17 protein-coding genes and 1 pseudogene are annotated in these 18816 nt (G+C 57.5%); 13 read left to right on the top strand and 5 right to left on the bottom strand.

Features of this window, described 5'->3' with window-relative positions; genetic code table 11:
• Nucleotides 1–2 precede the first annotated feature (2 nt).
• The 3 genes from NZK81_RS00700 to NZK81_RS00710 all read right to left on the bottom strand — a co-directional run bounded on the left by NZK81_RS00700 (nucleotide 3) and on the right by NZK81_RS00710 (nucleotide 1871).
• On the bottom strand, nucleotides 3–461 hold the full coding sequence (locus NZK81_RS00700; protein ID WP_260043121.1) for a Dps family protein: 459 nt from the start codon (nucleotides 459–461) through the stop codon (nucleotides 3–5).
• Between the two features lie 83 nt (nucleotides 462–544).
• Complete coding sequence (locus NZK81_RS00705) at nucleotides 545–1102, bottom strand: hypothetical protein (RefSeq protein WP_260043123.1); 558 nt, start codon at nucleotides 1100–1102, stop codon at nucleotides 545–547.
• A 16-nt stretch (nucleotides 1103–1118) separates the two neighbouring features.
• Nucleotides 1119–1871, bottom strand: a complete 753-nt coding sequence (locus NZK81_RS00710; RefSeq protein WP_260043124.1) for an HAD-IIB family hydrolase — start codon at nucleotides 1869–1871, stop codon at nucleotides 1119–1121.
• A gap of 280 nt (nucleotides 1872–2151) precedes the next feature.
• On the opposite strand from NZK81_RS00710, the gene otsB reads away from it, so the two are divergent.
• The 13 genes from otsB to NZK81_RS00775 all read left to right on the top strand — a co-directional run bounded on the left by otsB (nucleotide 2152) and on the right by NZK81_RS00775 (nucleotide 16219).
• Nucleotides 2152–2952, top strand: coding sequence for a trehalose-phosphatase (gene otsB / locus NZK81_RS00715; protein WP_260043125.1), 801 nt, complete (start codon nucleotides 2152–2154; stop codon nucleotides 2950–2952).
• Nucleotides 2949–4793, top strand: a complete 1845-nt coding sequence (locus NZK81_RS00720) for a glycoside hydrolase family 15 protein (RefSeq protein ID WP_260043126.1) — start codon at nucleotides 2949–2951, stop codon at nucleotides 4791–4793. The genes otsB and NZK81_RS00720 overlap by 4 nt, the downstream gene beginning before the upstream one ends.
• A 49-nt stretch (nucleotides 4794–4842) precedes the next feature.
• Nucleotides 4843–6249 carry an alpha,alpha-trehalose-phosphate synthase (UDP-forming) gene (gene otsA / locus NZK81_RS00725; RefSeq protein ID WP_260043127.1) on the top strand — a complete coding sequence of 469 codons (1407 nt, stop codon included), beginning with the start codon at nucleotides 4843–4845 and terminating at the stop codon, nucleotides 6247–6249.
• Nucleotides 6250–6435: 186 nt separating this feature from the next.
• A complete protein-coding gene (locus NZK81_RS00730) occupies nucleotides 6436–6735 on the top strand; it encodes a hypothetical protein (RefSeq protein ID WP_260043128.1) in 300 nt (99 codons plus the stop codon).
• Between the two features lie 488 nt (nucleotides 6736–7223).
• The gene (locus NZK81_RS00735) at nucleotides 7224–8192 is read left to right on the top strand and encodes an NAD-dependent epimerase/dehydratase family protein (protein WP_260043129.1); all 969 of its coding nucleotides are present in this window, start codon (nucleotides 7224–7226) and stop codon (nucleotides 8190–8192) included.
• Nucleotides 8193–8291: 99 nt separating this feature from the next.
• On the top strand, nucleotides 8292–9245 hold the full coding sequence (locus NZK81_RS00740; protein WP_260043131.1) for a GDP-L-fucose synthase family protein: 954 nt from the start codon (nucleotides 8292–8294) through the stop codon (nucleotides 9243–9245).
• A complete protein-coding gene (locus tag NZK81_RS00745) occupies nucleotides 9242–10015 on the top strand; it encodes a WecB/TagA/CpsF family glycosyltransferase (RefSeq protein WP_260043133.1) in 774 nt (257 codons plus the stop codon). Before NZK81_RS00740 ends, NZK81_RS00745 begins: the two co-directional genes overlap by 4 nt.
• A gap of 24 nt (nucleotides 10016–10039) precedes the next feature.
• Nucleotides 10040–11308 (top strand): lipopolysaccharide biosynthesis protein, encoded by a 1269-nt coding sequence (locus tag NZK81_RS00750; RefSeq protein ID WP_260043134.1) that lies wholly within the window; start codon nucleotides 10040–10042, stop codon nucleotides 11306–11308.
• Between the two features lie 10 nt (nucleotides 11309–11318).
• Complete coding sequence (locus tag NZK81_RS00755; protein ID WP_260043135.1) at nucleotides 11319–12218, top strand: sulfotransferase domain-containing protein; 900 nt, start codon at nucleotides 11319–11321, stop codon at nucleotides 12216–12218.
• Nucleotides 12215–13444, top strand: a complete 1230-nt coding sequence (locus NZK81_RS00760) for a hypothetical protein (RefSeq protein ID WP_260043136.1) — start codon at nucleotides 12215–12217, stop codon at nucleotides 13442–13444. The genes NZK81_RS00755 and NZK81_RS00760 overlap by 4 nt, the downstream gene beginning before the upstream one ends.
• Before the next feature lie 356 nt (nucleotides 13445–13800).
• Nucleotides 13801–14004, top strand: a complete 204-nt coding sequence (locus NZK81_RS21685) for a serine O-acetyltransferase (protein ID WP_419181640.1) — start codon at nucleotides 13801–13803, stop codon at nucleotides 14002–14004.
• 95 nt (nucleotides 14005–14099) lie between these two features.
• Nucleotides 14100–15080 carry an NAD-dependent epimerase/dehydratase family protein gene (locus tag NZK81_RS00770; RefSeq protein WP_260043138.1) on the top strand — a complete coding sequence of 327 codons (981 nt, stop codon included), beginning with the start codon at nucleotides 14100–14102 and terminating at the stop codon, nucleotides 15078–15080.
• Entirely contained in the window at nucleotides 15077–16219 is a 1143-nt protein-coding gene (locus tag NZK81_RS00775) for a glycosyltransferase family 4 protein (RefSeq protein WP_260043139.1), read from the top strand. The genes NZK81_RS00770 and NZK81_RS00775 overlap by 4 nt, the downstream gene beginning before the upstream one ends.
• A 176-nt stretch (nucleotides 16220–16395) precedes the next feature.
• On the opposite strand, the pseudogene NZK81_RS00780 reads toward NZK81_RS00775, so the two are convergent.
• Together NZK81_RS00780 and NZK81_RS00785 are read right to left on the bottom strand one after the other, a co-directional pair.
• Nucleotides 16396–17356: pseudogene (locus NZK81_RS00780) on the bottom strand (IS3 family transposase); the annotation flags it as partial.
• A gap of 303 nt (nucleotides 17357–17659) precedes the next feature.
• Nucleotides 17660–18802: a hypothetical protein gene (locus NZK81_RS00785; RefSeq protein WP_260043140.1), complete on the bottom strand. Its 1143-nt coding sequence runs from the start codon at nucleotides 18800–18802 to the stop codon at nucleotides 17660–17662.
• Between the last annotated feature and the right edge of the window lie 14 nt (nucleotides 18803–18816).

Genomic DNA, 18816 nt, shown 5'->3' on the forward strand with positions numbered 1-18816 from the left:
GCTCAGGCCAGAATTTCGCGCAGGAACCAGGCGCGCTGTTCGGTCTGGTCGGTCCAGTCATCGATCATGCCGTCGGTGGCATTGTCGCCCGCCTCTCCGGCGAGTTCCTTGATCGCCTTGAGCGTGCCGACGAAAGCGGTGTTGTCCTCGAACAGCTGCCTGACCATCGCCATGGCATCGAGGCTGGTGTCGTCCTCGTCCGCGATCGTGGTCCTCGCCGCAATCGAACCGATCGAGGTCATCGTCTTGCCGCCCAGCTTGCGCACCCGCTCGGCCACGAGATCGGTCATGGCGAAAACCTCGGTGGCATGGGTATCGAACAGCAGATGCAGGTCGTGGAACTGCGGGCCGCGCACGTGCCAGTGGAAGTTCTTGGTCTTGAGATAGAGCGCGAAACTGTCCGCCAGCAGGCCATTGAGGCTATCGATCAGCGCGGCTTTCGAATTGTCCTTGGACGTCATGGTCGTTCCCTCCTTGTTGCGTTGCACAGGATGTCGTTATTGGGAACGTAGATTACAGGACTTTGTTCTATCGGAATTACCGATCACAGAATCCCGAATTCCGACAGGAACATTGTCAGGGCCACGACCGTTAGCAAGGCACCCACAATGCGCCTTGTCCAGCGCGCGGCGGCCGTGTCCAGGAGGTGCGGCCAGAACCACGCGAAAGCCACCAGCACGCATCCCCCCAGCGCGCCCGCGACACCCGAGGCGATGGGCGCGGCGAAACCCACGCCCATGCCGAACACGAGAAAGCGGGCCGCATCGGTAACCTGGTGCATGACCAACACCAGCAACAGCGCGCCGAGCGAATTGGTCGGCTCGCGCGGGTTGCGACGCGGCACCAGCAGGAGCGATTCGACCCCGGCCATGCCCAGCGCAATGGCGGCAAAGATCGTGCGCGCCGGCGGGGGCAGCTCGGCCAGCACGATGCCGGCCGCCCAGGCCGCGAACCCGGCGGTAGCGATCGCAGAAAGCAGCGCCACGATCAGGGCGCCGGGGCGCTGTCCCTGTCTGATCGAAAGGCTGGCGACCGTGATCTGGTCGCGCGCGCCGATCCCGGCGAGCAGGACCGCGATCAGCGTGAGATAGAATGCGGGCATGGGCCCTGCGTGCGCCCTACCCCGCCTTCTGGCAAGCGACGATGGCGCTGATCACATTGGCGGTGTCACCCGGATCGCGCACGCAGACGGTATCGAGCCCCATGGCCTTGGCCGGATAGTCGTTGCCGCCCGGGAAGATCGCATCGCCGATGAACAGCATGTCGGCTTCGGCCACGCCGCTGTGCTCGGCAAGGCGCCTGAGGCCCCAGGCCTTGTCGACGCCGGGCTGGGTCACGTCGACCGAGGTCGCCCCGCCCAGGTTGACCGAAACGCCCGGCAGGCGTTTGACGAGATCGGCCTGGATCACCTTGCGCTTGGCGAAATCGGGGTCCCAGACTTCCTTGGCGTGAAGCGGGGCCTGCTGGCCGAGCGCGGAAAAGGTGATCTGGCTGCCGCGATCCTCGATCCGTTCGCCCCAGACTTCCTCGGGCGTGAAGCCCGTGGCCTCCAGCGAGGCATCGAAGGCCTCGAGAATCTGGCGCTTCTGCTCCTCGGTGAACAGTTCGGCATAGACCGGCGTCCAGTCGCCCTCGCGGTGAATGTAGAGCTTCGCGCCGCTGGTGGGCATCATCCACAGGCGCGAGACATCGGCATAGTCGGGCAGGCGGCTGGCCACCTGCTTGTCGAACTGCGGCCAGTCGCCGCCCGAAATCACGGCCACCTGCGCAACGGTGAGAAGCTGCGCCATGAGCTCGGCCATCTCGTCGGTCAACGGCTGCTTGCTCAGCGCCAGAGTACCGTCGAGATCGAACGCCACGATTTTCTTCATTCAAAACCTTTCGCACTGGCACGCCGAGGCGCCCTTCCGCCTGCGGGCCTGCCGATCTGTCCCCGGATGAGGAACGGCCGGGCCGATACTCTTCATTGGCGGCACCAGATGTCACGCCTATTGCGATTGCACAACCTTCGTCCGGTGCGGGAAGCCATCTGAGGGACCACCTCCCCGCCTTCCGCCGCGGCCTTGCCACCACGCCGCGATTTCGCACCTGCGGCATTTTCGGGGCCAACAGGGGTGGCCTTTCCGTGTCGAAGGTGCAAGACTGACCGCAATGACCGACCCGAGCGATAGCCTCTCGCTGGCGGAACAGGGCGCCAAAGCGCGCGATCTTCCCCAGCCGCCTCCCCTGCGAATTTCTCCGCAGACTGCACTTTTCCTCGACTTCGACGGCACGCTTGTCGACATTGCCGACCATCCCGACAGCGTCGAGGTTGCCCATTCGCTACCGCCGCTCATCGAAGCCCTTTCGCGCCAGCTCGAAGGACGCCTCGCGCTTGTGAGCGGACGGTCGCTCGCTGCACTCGATGCACTGCTGGGGCCGCTCGACGTGGCCATGGCCGGATCGCACGGCGGTGAATTCCGCCCCACCATCGGCGGCGAAGTCCATCCCCTGGCCGATCCCATTCCCGCCGACGTGGTGGATGAACTGTCACGCTTCGCCGATGCCAACGGCGGCCTGCTGGTCGAGCCCAAGCCCTTCAGCGTCGCCGTCCATTACCGCCATCACCCGCATGCCCGCGACGGCCTGCTCGCCTGCGCGCAGGACATCGCCGCCCGGCACGACCTCGGGATCAAGCACGGCAAGCAGGTGGTCGAGCTGGTCATGCCCGGCTCGGACAAAGGCAGCGCCGTCTCGCGTTTCATGGAACTGGGCGATTTCACCGGCACTGCGCCGCTGTTCGTCGGCGACGACGTGACCGACGAGGATGCCTTCCGCGCGGTCGGGCAGTTCGGCGGAAACGGTGTGCTGGTCGGCCCTTTGCGGCAGACCGCCGCGCGCTGGCGACTTGAGAGTGTCGCCGCAGTTCACGAATGGCTCGCATCGGCGCTTGACGGAAAGGCCCACGCATGAGTTCGCCCGATCCCACTCCCTCCGACCACAGCTCTCTGGAACTCTGGCCGATCGGCAACTGCCAGGTCAGCGGCCTGATCGACGAACGCGGCGCCATCGTCTGGGGCTGCGTGCCCCGCGTCGACGGCGACCCCACCTTCTGTGCGCTGATGCGCGGCGCAGAGGGACAGGATGCGGGCACCTGGCGCTTCGAACTCGAGAATCAGGTTTCGGCCACCCAGCACTACCAGCGCAACACGCCCATTCTCGTCACCCGGCTCAAGGACGCCAGCGGGGGCGCGGTCGACATCGTCGACTTCTGCCCGCGTTACGAACGCACGGGCCGCATGTACCGCCCGGTCGCCTACGCGCGCATCGTCCGTCCGGTGGCCGGATCGCCGCGGATCCGCACGGTCCTGACACCGATGAGCGGCTACGGCGCACAGCTTGCCCAGATCACCCACGGCTCCAACCACATCCGCTATCTGGTCGAACGCAACACCCTGCGCCTGACCACCGATGCGCCGGTGGGCTATGTGCTCGACGAACGCTTCTTCCGGCTGGAAAAGCCATTGCACTTCTTCCTCGGCCCCGACGAGCCCTTCAACGGCAATGTCGAGCATGATCTCGAGACCATGCTCCACCTGACCGGCAATTACTGGCGGCAATGGGTCCGCAGCCTCGCCACCCCGCTCGACTGGCAGGACGCGGTGATCCGCGCCGCGATCACGCTCAAGCTGTGCCAGCACGAGGAAACCGGCGCCATCGTCGCCGCGCTCACCACATCGATCCCCGAAGCTCCACACTCGCAGCGCAACTGGGACTACCGCTACTGCTGGATCCGCGACGCCTACTATACCGTGCAGGCGCTCAACGACCTCGGCGCGCTCGACGTGCTGGAAAAGTACCTCGCCTACCTGCGCAACATCGTCGACGATGCCGAAGGCGGGGCCATCCAGCCACTCTACGCGGTGAGCGGCGCCCGGGAAATCATCGAGTGGGAGGCCAAGGAGCTTGCCGGCTATCGCGGCATGGGGCCCGTGCGCGTGGGCAACGCGGCCTACTTCCAGGTGCAGAACGACTGCTATGGCCAGATCGTCCTGCCTTCGATCCAGGCCTTTTCCGACAAGCGCCTGCTGCGTATCGCCAACATGGACGATTTCGCCAGCCTGGAAGAAGTCGGCGAAATGGCATGGAAGACCCACGACCAGCCCGACGCGGGCCTGTGGGAGCTGCGCACCCGCACGGCCGTCCATACCTATTCGAGCGTGATGAGCTGGGCAGCCTGCGACCGTCTTGCCAATGCCGCCGACTACCTCGGGCTCGAAGATCGCGCGAAGCTCTGGCGCGAACGCGCCGACACGGTGCGCAAGAACATCGACGAAGGCGCCTGGCACGAAGTGGAAGGCCCCGACCTCGACGACGGCGGGGCCGGCGGACACTACGCCGCCAGCTTCGGCGGATCACAGCTCGACGCCAGCCTGCTGCAGATGGTAGAACTGCGCTACGTCCAGGCAGAGGATCCGAAGTTCAAGGCCACGCTCAAGGCGGTGCAGAAGGCGCTGCGGCGCGGCGAACACATGCTGCGCTACGATAACGAGGACGATTTCGGGCTGCCCGAAACCGCCTTCAACATCTGCACTTTCTGGCTGATCGAGGCCCTGCACCGCAGCGGCGAGGATGCGGAAGCGCGGCGTCTTTTCGATGCGATGCTGGAGCATCGCACGGAATCGGGGCTCCTCTCGGAGGACATGGATTTCGAAACCGGCGAACTGTGGGGCAATTTCCCCCAGACGTACTCGCTCGTCGGTATCATCAATTGCGCCGGGCAGCTGTCCCGGTCGTGGCGGGACTGGCGCTAACACGCGCCGTTTCGGGGATGCCATAGCGGGCATCACAGGGGATGTAACAATGAGCAGGCTGATCGTCATTTCCAACCGCGTCTCGGTGCCCAAGGCGGCAGGCGCCGCGGGGGCCCAGGGCGGGCTCGCGATCGCCCTCAACTCGGCGCTGCGCGAGCATCGCGGCATCTGGTTCGGCTGGTCGGGGCAGGAAACCGAGGAGTTCACCGGCCACCTCGACATGCAACGCAACGAGGGCGTCACCACCGCCACCATCGACCTCGAGCCGCAGGACATCGACGAGTACTACAACGGCTACGCCAACCGCACGCTGTGGCCGCTGTTCCACTACCGCATCGACCTGACCGAATACGATCGCAGCTTCGGCGAAGGCTACGAGCGCGTGAATGCGCGCTTCGCGGACTCGGTGACGCCGCTGATCGAACCCGACGATCTCGTCTGGGTCCACGACTACCACCTGCTGCCGATTGGCTCGATGCTTCGCCAGAAGGGCGTGAAGAACCGCATGGGCCTGTTCCTGCACACGCCCTGGCCGCCGACCCGACTGCTCGTCTCGCTGCCGTTCCACGAGCGGCTGGTCGGCTCCATGCTCGAATTCGACGTCATCGGCTTCCAGACCGAGGAATGGCTGGGCAGCTTCCTGCACTATGTCGAAAAGGAAATGGGCCTCGACATCAACGAGGACGGCACCATCGACTACCGCGGCCGCAAGATCGTAGCGCGCGCCTTTCCAATCGGCATCGACTACACCGAATTCGTCGAAGGCGCGAAGAGCGACGAGGCCAGGGAAGCGCACGATCACCTCAAGGCCAGCGTGCGCGGCCGCAAGATGCTGATCGGCGTCGACCGTCTCGACTATTCGAAAGGCCTTGGCGAACGCTTCGAAAGCTTCGGCCGGTTCCTGACCGACAATCCCGATCAGGCCAGCAAGGTCGTGCTGCTGCAGATCGCCCCGCCATCGCGCGGAGACGTCGCCAGCTACCAGCAGATCCGCGAGGATCTGGAGCGCAAGACCGGCCACATCAACGGCGCCCACGCCGACGTCGCCTTCGTGCCGATCCGCTACGTCAACCGCGGCTACCCGCGCCGCCAGCTTGCCGGATTCTATCGCGCTGCCGACATCGGTCTCGTCACCCCGTTGCGCGACGGCATGAACCTCGTCGCCAAGGAATATGTCGCCGCGCAGGATCCGGAAGACCCCGGCGTCCTGATCCTCTCGCAGTTCGCCGGCGCGGCGCTGCAGTTGACCGACGCGCTGCTGGTGAACCCGCATTCCATCGAGCATGTCAGCGAAACCATCAAGCTGGCCCTGGAAATGCCCCTCGCCGAACGGCGCAGGCGCCACGAAAAGCTGCTCGCCTCGGTCCGCGACGAAGACGTGGTCCACTGGCGCGACGAGTTCGTCAAAGCCCTGTTCGGAAAGGACGGCGAAGGCGCCCGCGACGAGGCGGCGTGATGCATCGTTTCGCCGGAAACGACGGTGCATTTGCCGCTTCGGGAACGCCATAAAGGCGGCAGCAATCAATCGTCACGTAATCAACACTCGCCTGAAACCGTTCTGACCCTTAAGACGGCTACAGGAGTGGATGCGAGGCAACGCCCTCGCCGGCCAGACGGCACAAGCCGCGATGGTCGAGGAAAGATGAAGGACCCGGAGAGCATGCTCCCCGGGCGGCGTGAACGGACTATGACGGCTATTCTCTACGGCGAATGTGTTGGCACACGCGAGACTGCGGCAGTGCGCATTTCCAACCTGGCCGACGAAGGCTGCCACCTGGAAACCGACAGCGGCGCATCCGTCACCGACGGCGACGTCTCGCTGTGGATCGGCGCGATCGGCCCCCTTGCTGCGACCGCAACGCGGGAAAGCTCCAGCCACCTGGCCTTGCGATTCAAGGAACCGCTGGACGGGCGGATCTTGGAGCATTTCCGGGCGGCGTAACTTCTGGTCGGTTAGCACACGTTCCATATCCGTCAACAGCGACCTGCACCGCGGGCAGGATGCAAAACGGGCCTATATGTTCATTACGCTAGTTCGGATGTGCTAGGTTCTTTGTGATGCAGTTGCACTGTCAGTATCGGCTGTCGCACTGCCGATACACATACCTGTCCACGAGACGCCGGAAAACGTGGTTAATCACGCTCCCTTCAACTTTCGCCCCCTCCACCCAACCCAATGTTTTTCTTAAATATTATTTCAAATAAGGTTAATTTCATTCATCTTGCCAACCGAACATCCGCAAGCACAACCAGCCTGCCGAAATTTGGTTGCACCGCAGCGAACACTTCGCTAGCTCATAGGCCAAGTCGAATGTCCCACCAGACTTCACAATACTACTTGGAATACAGACACAAAGTTACCCGCAGATTTTTGACATTAAATAAGTTAGTCAAAAATTTGAAGATACAACAAATAGGGATTTCTATGGCATGAAAAGCGCTCTAGTTCTCGGAGCCGGTGGCTTTATAGGAGGTCATCTCGTCAAACACCTTAAGAAAGAGGGTTTTTGGGTACGTGGTGTAGACCTGAAATTCCACGAACATGCTGAAACACATGCCGATGACTTCGTGATCGGCGACTTGCGCGAGCAGGATTTCTGTCGCTCGGTCATCGATCGCGGCTTTGATGAAGTCTACCAGCTGGCCGCAGACATGGGCGGTGCCGGATACATCTTCACCGGCGAGCACGATGCCGACATCATGCACAACTCCGCGACCATCAATCTCAACGTCGCCGACATTGCACACAAGCGCAACATCAAGCGCACTTTCTATTCGTCGTCCGCGTGCATGTATCCCGCCTACAACCAGGAAGATCCCGACAACCCGAATTGCAGGGAGGAGTCGGCTTATCCTGCAGCTCCTGACAGCGAATACGGGTGGGAAAAGCTCTTTTCCGAACGCCTGTTCCTTGCCTACAATCGCAACTACGGCTTGAACAACCGCGTCGCACGCTATCACAACATCTTCGGCCCCGAGGGCACTTGGGATGGAGGAAAGGAAAAGGCACCGGCTGCGATCTGCCGCAAGGTTGCCAAGGTCACTTCAGGCGATGCCATAGAAATCTGGGGCGACGGCCTTCAGACACGCTCCTTTCTCTACGTCGACGAATGCGTGGAAGGCACTTTGCGCCTGACCCGATCCGACTTCGAAGGCCCGGTGAACATTGGCTCTGAAGAGATGGTCACGATCAACCAGCTGGTTGATATCGTGGCCGACATTGCCGGCAAGAAAATCGAAAAAAATCACATCCCGGGACCGACTGGCGTACGCGGCCGCAATTCCGAGAATTCCCTGATCCAGGAGAAGCTCGGCTGGGCACCATCGCAGACTCTCCGCGCGGGCCTTGAAAAGACCTACGAGTGGATCGAGTGGCAAGTGCGACGCAACGCGGCATAATATCTTTTGTAGGCTGTGCCGCCGCACAACAGGGCGGCACAGCCTGCCAATTACGAGTGGAAACCATATGGAACGGGACCATGTGCCTGTGGATCGGTAATGGACATCGAGACTCAGCGGCGTAACCCACAAGCCCCCCAAAAGGTCTGGGTCGCGGGCCACAGTGGAATGCTGGGCTCTGCCCTTGTGCGACGGCTAACCCGAGAGGCAGTCAACGTAATCACTGTCGAACGCCAGGAAGTCGATCTAGAAGACCAGTCCGCCGTACTGGGCTGGCTGCGCGCCACGAAGCCGAGCGAGATCTATGTGGCTGCAGCAAAAGTAGGAGGCATCGTTGCCAACCGCGACCTCCCAGCCGAATTCATCTATCGCAACCTGATGATCGCCACCAATATTATAAACGCCGCAAGAGAAACGGATGTCGACAAACTGGTTCACGTCGCCTCCTCCGCCATCTATCCGCGCAACGCTCCGCAACCAATTGTCGAGGATGCACTGATGACGGGCCCAATCGACTCCGAGCACCTGCCCTATGCGGTTGCCAAGATCGCCGGCATCACGATGTGCCAAGCCTACCGCCGCCAGTATGGATGCAATTTCATCAGCGCCGCCCCCACCAACATCTACGGACCAGGCGATGATTTTGACCTGACCTCGGGCCATGTCGTTCCCGCAATCATCCGCAAAGTCCACGAGGCGAAGCTAGCCGATGCTCCACAAATAACAGTCTGGGGTACCGGGAAACCCATGCGCGAATTCCTTCACGTCGACGACGTGGCCGATGCCCTTGTCTTCTTGATGAAGACCTATTCCGATGAGGAACATGTCAACGTCGGCTGTGGAGAGGAAATTTCCATACTCGATCTTACCCGCATGGTGTGCGAAACGGTGGAGTATGAGGGGAAAATCGTACAGGACATCTCCAAGCCCGATGGCATGGCGCGCAAGCTTATGAATTCTGCAAAACTGCAGTCGCTCGGTTGGGCACCGAAGATCGGAATCCGCGAGGGCATCAAACAGACGTATGACTGGTACAGGGGCACACTCCAGTGAACATTCCGGACAAGCTGCCGACATATGACGTGCTTGGGGTGCCGGTTACGATAACCACCCCGGTTCACGCAGCCCAGACAATAGAGGAATGGTCCAAAGACGATATTGGGCGCTTCGTTTGCATCAGGGACGTCCCCAGCCTGATGACCATCAACAACGATCCCGCCATCCGCGACCTACATCTGGAAGCCGCAATGATTACGCCGGACAGCTCCTATATTGCCAAGATAGGTCGATTGCGCGGTCTCCCAGTCCAGCAGACATGCGGCCCGGATCTGATCGACCTTGTCGCAAAGCGCTCGGTCCAGAGAGGTTTGTCGCACTACTTCTATGGCGGACAGGAAGGAATTGCAGAGCAACTCGCAGAGGTTTTCAAGGCACGCTATCCGGGATTCCAGGTCGCCGGCACAGAGTGCCCTCCATTTCGTGCGTTGACCAAGGAAGAAGATGACGCCGTTGTGGAGCGTATCAAAGCGTCGGGCGCGGACATTGTTTGGGTCGGGATTTCCAGCCCCAAGCAAGATGTCTGGATGCGCGATCACTACAAGCACTTGCCGCAAACCCTGATCGGCGTAGGCGCTGCCTTTGACTTTCAGACAGGCAATGTCAAACGCGCGCCCAAGTGGATGCGCAAAGTCATGCTCGAATGGCTGTTCCGCCTCGCAAGCGACCCAAGACGCTTGTGGAAGCGGTACTTGATTCTTGCCCCGCGCTTCGTGTGGAAGGTAACGACGACGCCCGCAACAGAACAAGTGGCGCGAAGTCGTTAACGAGCAATGGCCGTTGGCAGAATCTTGGATCTGGGGATCCAGCGGTACCGGACCGCCCGCGAACCATTCTGGGCATTGGCAAGCCAACTCGTAACGAGCGGCGCCAATTTTGCTACGTCGGTAATCATCATTCACGGAGCCAACTTGGCCATATTTGGCCGCTATAGTCTGTGCTTCCTTCTAGTCATGATGATACGAAAGTTCCTAATCGGCGTCGTTTTGACTCCGATGTCGAGCATCATGCCAACGATAGACAGCGGTCGATCAAGAGAATATCGCTTATTTCTTATAATTTATGCTGCCGTATTTGCAATTTTCTCTGGCTTATTTGTCTGGACGATATCACATCCCCTTGCCATATTATTTTCGACACCATGGCTTCCATCCATCGCGATACCTTTGTTCTTTGCAAATAGTGCCGTCAACTACGCGGATTTTCTGCGCCGATTGCATCTGGACAGCTTGCGGCCAATTCAATCGTTCATGGTCGACGCAACCCGCTTCACAATTCAAATCGGGATACTTTTGGGGCTTGCTGTATTTCAACCGGAGGATCTCACGGCAAAGGCGGCGCTATGGATCTGGGGCGGATCCGCGCTGCTGGGCTGCGGCGCAGGACTCTATCGCATAGGCCAGCTAAAATTTGCCATAAATGCATTCAAGGATTTCTGGATTCGGCATCGCGCGTTTGTCGGCTGGATGAGCAGCTCCATGCTTCTGGACGCGATCCAGAACAATCTACCTATGTTCATCGCCACGTCGCTGGTAGGCGAATCCGCGCTCGGCGCCTTGCGAGCACTTCAACAATTCGCAAACCTGCTGAATTTGCCGTTCAACGCCCTGATGCAGGTCATGCCTTCAATGGCAGCACAACGCTATGCCGCGAGCGGCATTGCGCGGATGAGAGATTTCCTTGTCAGAATGACGGCCGTCAGCGTCCTGGCAATTACCCTGCTTGCACTCGCTATTGTTCTGGTATCGGACCTCATAATCAATCAGGCTCTCGGCCTTCACGGTAATGACGTCGTGCCCATCTTCATTGCCTTTGTTTGCCTGAACATTCTAACGCTGGTTCGCCTCCCGTTCTTTGTCGCCTTTAGCACGATCGGCAAACTGCGCCCCCTGACCACGTCCAATCTTGCGAGCGCATTCATAGCGATCATTGGAACAGCGCTCTGGGTCAGAGACATGGGCCCTATTGCCGTACCCGCATTCATGACCATAGGCCATTTGCTAAGCATGGTATTTTTGCTGTTTACTCGCGATGCAATGGCTTTGAGAACGGTAAAATGACATCCGCGCGATGCGCGACATCACGAAAGCACGTTTGCAAATGAGCAAAACGCACTTGAAGAATCTGATTACTCGAAATGCCACTGTGAAGGCGGCTGCCACCTACCTTCATTATGGCCGCGAGACCCTCGGGCGGCACGTACTTCGCCCCGATCCTACAGCGACAGGACCGCTGCTGTTCACGATCGAAAAGTGTGCCAGCACATACATTTCAAAGGCGCTGGCTCTAATCGAGGCGCGATACGGCCAATACCGCGTTTACAACTACGCAGGGCATTACTGGAACACCGGGGAATTGGATGTCTACGCCGCGATACAGCGCGATGCATCACGCATTTTCTCCATGAAAAATGCCATGTACGGCCCATTGCGCCGGTACGTTGCTGCTTCCAATATGGACAATCGCCGCATACTGCTCATTCTGCGCGACCCACGCGACGTACTCGTCAGTATGTATTATTCCGTGGGCTATAGCCATGCCCTGCCCGGCGGGCGCAAGTCGCGCGCGCAATACGAAGCGCGGCGCCGTGAAGCGCGAGCCATGACGATTGACGAGTATGTAGAGCATGAACTTCCGATCATTCGCTCCACTTACAAAGAATATGCTGAGCACCTGCTGGGGAAGCCCAACGTCACCTTCCTCACCTACGAACAACTGATCAATGCCCCCTCGACATGGGCGGCAGCCTTCATCGAAGCACTGGGCCTCGAGCCCAGGCAATCCGTAGTTGACGAACTGACGGGAATTTATGAGCACGGACTGCCGAAAGGCGATGGCGATCGTAAGATGGAACACCGGCGCAGCGGGAAGGCCGGGCAATATGCACAAGCCCTTAAAGCCGAAACGATAGCTTTCATCGACCAAGCGATGAACCTAGATCTGGCAAGGTTTGGAGTCTGGGAACTATGATCACACCTCCCCTGACATCGAACACCCCCATCAATAGAAGGATGGTCGCCAAGACCATGAACGCTGCCCGCACAAAATATACTTATAAGAAATTTGCAAACGCCACCCCATTAGTGACAATTTCAATATTTGCATTTTGTCTCGTAACTATCATCGCAGACGTTTTTATATTTTTTCGTCCACTTTACAACGCCATACCAATGTTTATTATTGTAGAATGCTGGATTAAATCAAAAGTTGAATTTAATAAGTATTTTATATTGCTTTTATTATTGTGGGCGTTTTGGTGTTCACTGGCACTAATTACCAGTGGACAATTCAATAGCGAGTTTATCTTCGTTATAATGTCCATTGCCACCGTGTCGATCGCATTCCGTACGCGTCAAAGTGCAATCCAAATACTTCTAGCCGCTCAAGTTATGGCACTTATTTTATTAGCAACTACAAGGGGTGGGTTTGATATTAACTTTGCATCGCAGTATAGTTATCGAGCCACACAGAGCGACACCGAATCTTCAATTGGCCTAGCATCGGCTCTCATTTTTCTAACCGCATATTCTCGCAAGTGGCCGAAGACCATGGCCATAGCCTTTATTGTTACATTATTATTCGGGAAGAGAATCGCATTGGTAGGGATAATAGTCGCCTTGACTGCAGATAGCGCGAAGTACTTCCTACCTTTACCCATAATCACCCGTTACCGCGTTGTTACAATTATTGCCTATTGCGCCATTGCCGCCGCAATAGGTGTCTTTGCGAGCACTTTTTATACATGGATTGCCGATTATTTGAATCAATATTGGCGAGCGAACGTATCCCCCAATTATCTCTCATCTGGACGATATAGCGGCATAAGTTCATTTACTAATTTTATGATTCCTCGTAATAATATTATTCACACAATAATTGGGCATGGAACAGGTTTTACAGACTCAATGCTGAGCAAAGCTGTAAGCCTTCGTCAGTCAGTAACTTACAAGTTATTACACGACGACTGGCTCCGAATGCTGACAGACTACGGCCTTATTGGAACCATTTTGATGGTCATTTTTTTAAGCGTCTTGGCAAAGAAGAGTCGACTAGGATTTCTAATAGCAATGTACACCGCCACGATCTTCACGTCCGACAACGCCATGACTTATACCTTTTACTGGATAACTCTGGCCATTTGCCTGAATCTATCCCCCCGCGAGATCAATAAATTAGATAATAGAAAATTTCTTTAAAGAAATGCTTTATGAAAAATCAAGTAGAGAGAAAATCGCCCAATGCACTAGCCAGGTGCGCGCACTGGATATTCCAAGACTGGGGTTGCAATACCGGAGGTCTTAGAATTAGGATTCTACTTGCACTTTATCGCTTAATTCACCCTCTTTCAGATGCACGTAGATCGATAAAGTTAATTGCCTCACCCCTAATCGTTCTCTACAAATTCTATTCCCAATGGATCATCGGCATAGAGCTTCATTGGAAATGCAGCTTGGGCGCCAAGACATCCATCTACCACGGATACGGGCTTGTGGTGCACAGCGACACGAAAATCGGTTCCAATGTTCACCTGCGCAACGGCGTGACGATCGGCATGAAGCACACCACCGACGGCCCAAAGGTCCCCCGCATTGGGAACAATGTGGATATAGGCGCGCACGCAATCATATTGGGAGATATCGTCATCGGCGACAACTGCACCATTGGCGCTGGCGCTGTAGTCGTGAAAGACGTTCCGGCGGGTTCCACAGTGGTAGGCAACCCTGGCAGGATCCTGCCACCCAAGAGACAGATTTGAACCTGGCGGCAGCTCTTCAAACGCATCGCATACAACGCGAGAAAACAAGCCGTCTTGCGGCTTTGGGTATTGCGAAAAGGGAAGGTTAGCGGATTGTGACAAGTCCTGAGACATCTAATGGGCGGTCTGCCATCGTCACCGGAGGGCGAGGCTTCATAGGTACTCACCTCGTCGACCTCTTGCTGCAGGAGGGCTGTTCCGTAATTTCTATCGACACCGTGGCACCAAACCACTCGCCTGATCCCCTACTTCAGGAGATTCAGGCTGACCTTCGCGATCGTTCGGCAATGGAAGCCGTGTTCGCCGACAACGACATCTGGTGCGTTTATGACCTGGCATCGTTCACCGAAGTCGATTTGGACCGCACCGCCTATCGCCGTAACGTCGAGGCAACCGAGGCAATGGTGAGCTATGTGTCGAAGCGACCAGGAATTAAGTACATTTTCTATTCGACCCAGTTCGTCCACCGCGTGCCGGATACTCTGCCGTCCAACGACACCGACTACAGACCGATTGAAGCCTACGGGGAATCCAAGGTTCTGTCGGAAAAAGAGATTTATAGAGTCCTACCGCGGGACCAGTTCCTGATCCTTCGCCCGACCTATGTATGGGGACCAGGTCTCGCACGCTTTCGCGACGGCCTCATCAAGAACCTGCGCAAGGGCCGCATGCTGATTTCATCGTCGCGCACCCTCAAGCGCAGTTACGGCTATGTGGAAACCGTTGCGCGCCAGACGTTCGAATTTTCGAAGCTCAATTTCGCAAGCTTGCCGCACAAGGCCTACTACGTCACGGATGCACCGATCGAGATGTCGACATTCTCCGATCATCTCATCGACGCGATAGGCGAAGGCAAGTATCACAAGGTACCGGTCCCCCTGATCCGCCTGCTTGGGTCCGTTGGTAACGTCATGAAGAGATTTGGCCTTCCCGCCCCTGTCAACGCGACCCAGGCGCGCGAGTTGACAACGGACTTCCCCGTTCCCTCGCAACGGACTTTCGAGTTGACCTCTGCCCAAACAGATTATGCGGTCGCCGCAGCCAAAACCGTCAGTTGGGCCGGAGAAGCGCATTGAACAAAGCCCAGGACAAGGTCCGCATACGACCAAAGATACTGGCAGCCGGCATGATGCCGCCACCCATCGGCGGCCAGGCGCTAATGTTCGAGACCGCTGTCAAAGCACTCGACACTCGGGCAGATGTGTGGACCGTGGACTTACAAGTGCAGGGAAACATCGGCGAGGCAGGATTACTGTCGTTGCCGAAACTGCGAAGGTTCGCAGCCATTGTCGGCCGCATTCTTTTGTGTGCGGCGCGCGGCGCACCGTTCGACGTACTCTACTATTGTCCTTCTGGACCCAGCAAGATCGGCGCGATCAAGGACATCATTTGTCTGGCGTTGCTACGGCCCGTGTGCCGGAAAACAGTATACCATTTCCACGCGACAGGAGGCGTGCAGTACCTACTCGATTCCAACCCCATAATAGCCAAACTCGCTCGCAAGTCTCTATGGAAACCAGATATTTCAATTCGTTGCGCACTGGTTTCTCCCGATGACGCCGCGTTGTGCGAAAGTCGTGTAACAAAAATCGTAGTCAACGGAATTCCCGATCCGCTAGACCTCTATCCCGACGGTTGGCAGTGGCGACGGCCGGACAGCCTCATACTCACCTTCGTCGGGGCCATGACGGAAGAAAAAGGGATCTTCGATATCGTCGAACTGGCCAGATTGTTGCAAAGCAAAGGTTTAGACCCAGATGTACGCTGCATTGGCGAAGGGACTTACGAAGAAGTATCGAAATTCGACAAGTTGGTACGAGAACACGGACTTGAAAACAACGTGCGCCGCCTCGGAGTGCGAAATGGTCGAGAAAAGTTCGACCTCATCGGGTCTTCGGCATTTTTCATATTTCCAACGTTCTTTCGTGCCGAGACGCAGCCCCTGGCCGTGATCGAAGCCTCCGCAATGGGCGTGCCTTCGGTGGTATCCGATTGGCGCGGCCTGCGGAGCATTGTCGAAGATGGCGTCAATGGCTATGTCCTGCCCGTTCGCGACATGAGCGCCACAGCCGATTGCATCGCACAAGCTTGGACTTGCGGTGATCTGGAAAGCCTGTCTGCAAAGGCTAGGCAGAAATTCGAGACGAGCTTCAAGCTTGACGTCTTCGAGGAGAATATCAGTCGCGCAATCCTAGATACTGCAGATGAGTCATGACTAAAGCCAACATATCCACTCGGCTCACACTTGATGATGCGATTCTGGAGACTGTTGCATTAAAGACCATCTTTGAAATCGAGGTGACCTGCCACGGGACTTTCATCCAGTAGCGATTAGAGCCGTCGCGGTTATTTATGGTTATGCCTTTCGGCGCGTTATTTGCAATGGGTTCAGGCAAGGTCGAGGCTGTGGAACAACGTCTCGTTCAGTAGTTCATCCCGCATCCGTCCGTTGAAGGATTTAACATAGCCGTTCTGCATGGGCTTGCCTGGCGCGATGTAGTACCACTCGATCTCGTGATCCTTACACTAGGCCAGGATCGCATTGGCGGTGAACTCGGCCCCATGATCGCTGACGATCATCCCCGGCTTGCCGCGCCATGCGATGATGTCGGTCAGTTCGCGCGCCACTCGGCGCCTCGAGATCTGCGTGTCGGGGATCGCGACGAGGCACTCCCTGGTCACATCATCGACGATGTTGAGCACTCGGAACCGCCTGACACAGGCGAACTGGTCATGGACGAAGTTCAGGCTCCAGCGAGCATTGGGCCGAGCCTCGACACGGATCGGAGCCCGGGTACCGAGAGCCCTGCGCCGTGCCCGACGCTTGCGCACGCCAACCCCTTCTTCCCGATAGAGCCGGTTGATGCCAGATGGCGCGCCCTCGCACCGCAGCAGGATGTGTACCGGCGATAGCCGAACCGGCGGCGCTCGTTGGCAAGTTCGCGCAGGCGCCTCCGGCGGTGGCCGGGACTGGTAGCGAACGCTCGCGCGGTCAGCATCTATGACACGGCACGCCCGCCGCTCGCTCATCCCGTGATGATCTGCGAGATGAGCGACTGCTCTGCATCTGGCAGCGGGCGTCACCAGTTTCTTTTGCGAGAAGATCCTTCAACGCAGCGTTGTCCAGCATCGTATCTGCCAACAGTCGCCTCAGCTTGGCGTTCTCTTCCTCGAGCGAACGAAGCCGCTTCGCCTCCGAAACTTCCATGCCGCCGTACTTCGCCTTCCAGTTGTAGATCGTCGCCTCGGATATGCCGTGCCGCCGCGCCAGGTCAGCGGTCTTCACGCTGGCCTCAGCTTCCTTCAACACCCCGATGATCTGCTCTTCCGTGAACCTCCTCTTGCGCTTCATCTCGTCCGTCCTTCCGAAGGCCGGACTCTAATCGCTACTGGAGGAAATTACCCGTGGCAGGTCAGAGGGCACCCGCAGCAAGGCGTAAGGCAACCGATCGTTTCCATCATCTTCCCAGCAAGAATAAGCGAGGAGTCCAGCAGAGCTTACAAGAACTCTTGCAATCAACTCCCGTAGCGTAAAAGCATCTACGCAAATAATATTCATAAAGAGAAATTTTACTCAAAAAAGTTATAATATACAATAATATAATATAACAACAATGAACTACAACACTTCCCCAGATAAGAACTTTAACACTTCTCAATCGATAATCACGCGAAGCCCCTTTGCGCTGGCCTTTGCCACTCGCAATTCAATAGTCTGGACTGGGCAGCTATTTGCAGGAATCTGCACATCAATCGTATCATTTCGGGAATCCGCCGTGATTGGACGGAAAACAGCGTTCGCCTCAGACCCCCGGCATGCAAAATACACCAAGATCGGTCGAGCCTCGTTGGTTTGCAGGTCCGTTGTAACGACGTTGATGTGGTGTGGGCCCGCACCCAAGGCTAAATACTTTTGAGCAACCACCCGCCGCAGGAGATCCGTGTTTTCGAAATTGAGACTCGAAGGATTTGTGGCTGCGTCAACTTCCACAGTCAATCCCGCAGCGGATGGATAGGTCCAAGAAAATGGATCCTGTGGCTTGGCCGAACTGGGGTTGTCAAAAGCCAAATTGCCTCTTGTCGAAGTAGCGCCCGCAGCACACGCGTTGCGCCACAAGCGTTCCGCAAGCAACAACGCACCTTGATCGAGCAGCGACCGGGCTATCCCGCTCAACTGCTCGCACGGCAATTGCGCTCCCGCTTTACCGGCCCCCTCGATCGTTTCAACAAACGATTCAGAATCAAGGTTGCGGACTGCCCAGCCAATAAAGTCAGGCAGCCACACCGTCTGGCCAACAAGCCGTGCAGCAAAATGCGATCGAATCTCGGGATTTTCGAGCAACAAGCCGGAAGTCTCCCGCGTTTCTGGGCTGTCGGAGGATGTTTTCCATAGCGCGGTCAAACGATCAGCCGCGATTTCCCATTCCTCAGATTGCGCTGCAGCTACAGCAACGGCACGCTGGGCAAAAGGCTCGCGCCATCCCCTTCCAGCAGCAAGCATCAGTGCCCTTGAACCACCCTCCTGATGCCCGTTCTGTAATTCCGCTACCGCCAATATTGTAAGATTCTCGGCCGGCACCGGATGCACGAAGAGCAACCTTCTTGCATCAGCCAACGCCTTTTTCGACGAACCATTCTGAACCTCGTTCGCCGCCTTGCGAATAAGCGCGAAATTAGCGAACCGTGATGGAACAAATTTCGCGTATGCAGGAACTTCATGCGAATGACGATCAACCTGCACAACCGCCACGACTACAGCGACGAACGCAAGCACAAAGTACCACACCACGCGGCGCATTACAGTCTATCCAT

Source organism: Novosphingobium mangrovisedimenti, from assembly GCF_025153475.1.
Lineage (GTDB): Bacteria > Pseudomonadota > Alphaproteobacteria > Sphingomonadales > Sphingomonadaceae > Novosphingobium > Novosphingobium mangrovi_A.

Excerpts from the sequence above, each read along its gene's own strand:
- NZK81_RS00700 (WP_260043121.1), bottom strand. The coding sequence starts at position 461 with ATGACGTCCAAGGACAATTCGAAAGCCGCGCTGATCGATAGCCTCAAT.
- NZK81_RS21685 (WP_419181640.1), top strand. The coding sequence starts at position 13,801 with ATGAAGCACACCACCGACGGCCCAAAGGTCCCCCGCATTGGGAACAAT.
- NZK81_RS00760 (WP_260043136.1), top strand. The coding sequence starts at position 12,215 with ATGATCACACCTCCCCTGACATCGAACACCCCCATCAATAGAAGGATG.
- NZK81_RS00785 (WP_260043140.1), bottom strand. The coding sequence starts at position 18,802 with ATGCGCCGCGTGGTGTGGTACTTTGTGCTTGCGTTCGTCGCTGTAGTC.
- NZK81_RS00755 (WP_260043135.1), top strand. The coding sequence starts at position 11,319 with ATGCGCGACATCACGAAAGCACGTTTGCAAATGAGCAAAACGCACTTG.
- NZK81_RS00705 (WP_260043123.1), bottom strand. The coding sequence starts at position 1,102 with ATGCCCGCATTCTATCTCACGCTGATCGCGGTCCTGCTCGCCGGGATC.
- NZK81_RS00735 (WP_260043129.1), top strand. The coding sequence starts at position 7,224 with ATGAAAAGCGCTCTAGTTCTCGGAGCCGGTGGCTTTATAGGAGGTCAT.
- NZK81_RS00740 (WP_260043131.1), top strand. The coding sequence starts at position 8,292 with ATGGACATCGAGACTCAGCGGCGTAACCCACAAGCCCCCCAAAAGGTC.
- otsA (WP_260043127.1), top strand. The coding sequence starts at position 4,843 with ATGAGCAGGCTGATCGTCATTTCCAACCGCGTCTCGGTGCCCAAGGCG.
- otsB (WP_260043125.1), top strand. The coding sequence starts at position 2,152 with ATGACCGACCCGAGCGATAGCCTCTCGCTGGCGGAACAGGGCGCCAAA.
- NZK81_RS00710 (WP_260043124.1), bottom strand. The coding sequence starts at position 1,871 with ATGAAGAAAATCGTGGCGTTCGATCTCGACGGTACTCTGGCGCTGAGC.
- NZK81_RS00720 (WP_260043126.1), top strand. The coding sequence starts at position 2,949 with ATGAGTTCGCCCGATCCCACTCCCTCCGACCACAGCTCTCTGGAACTC.
- NZK81_RS00730 (WP_260043128.1), top strand. The coding sequence starts at position 6,436 with ATGAAGGACCCGGAGAGCATGCTCCCCGGGCGGCGTGAACGGACTATG.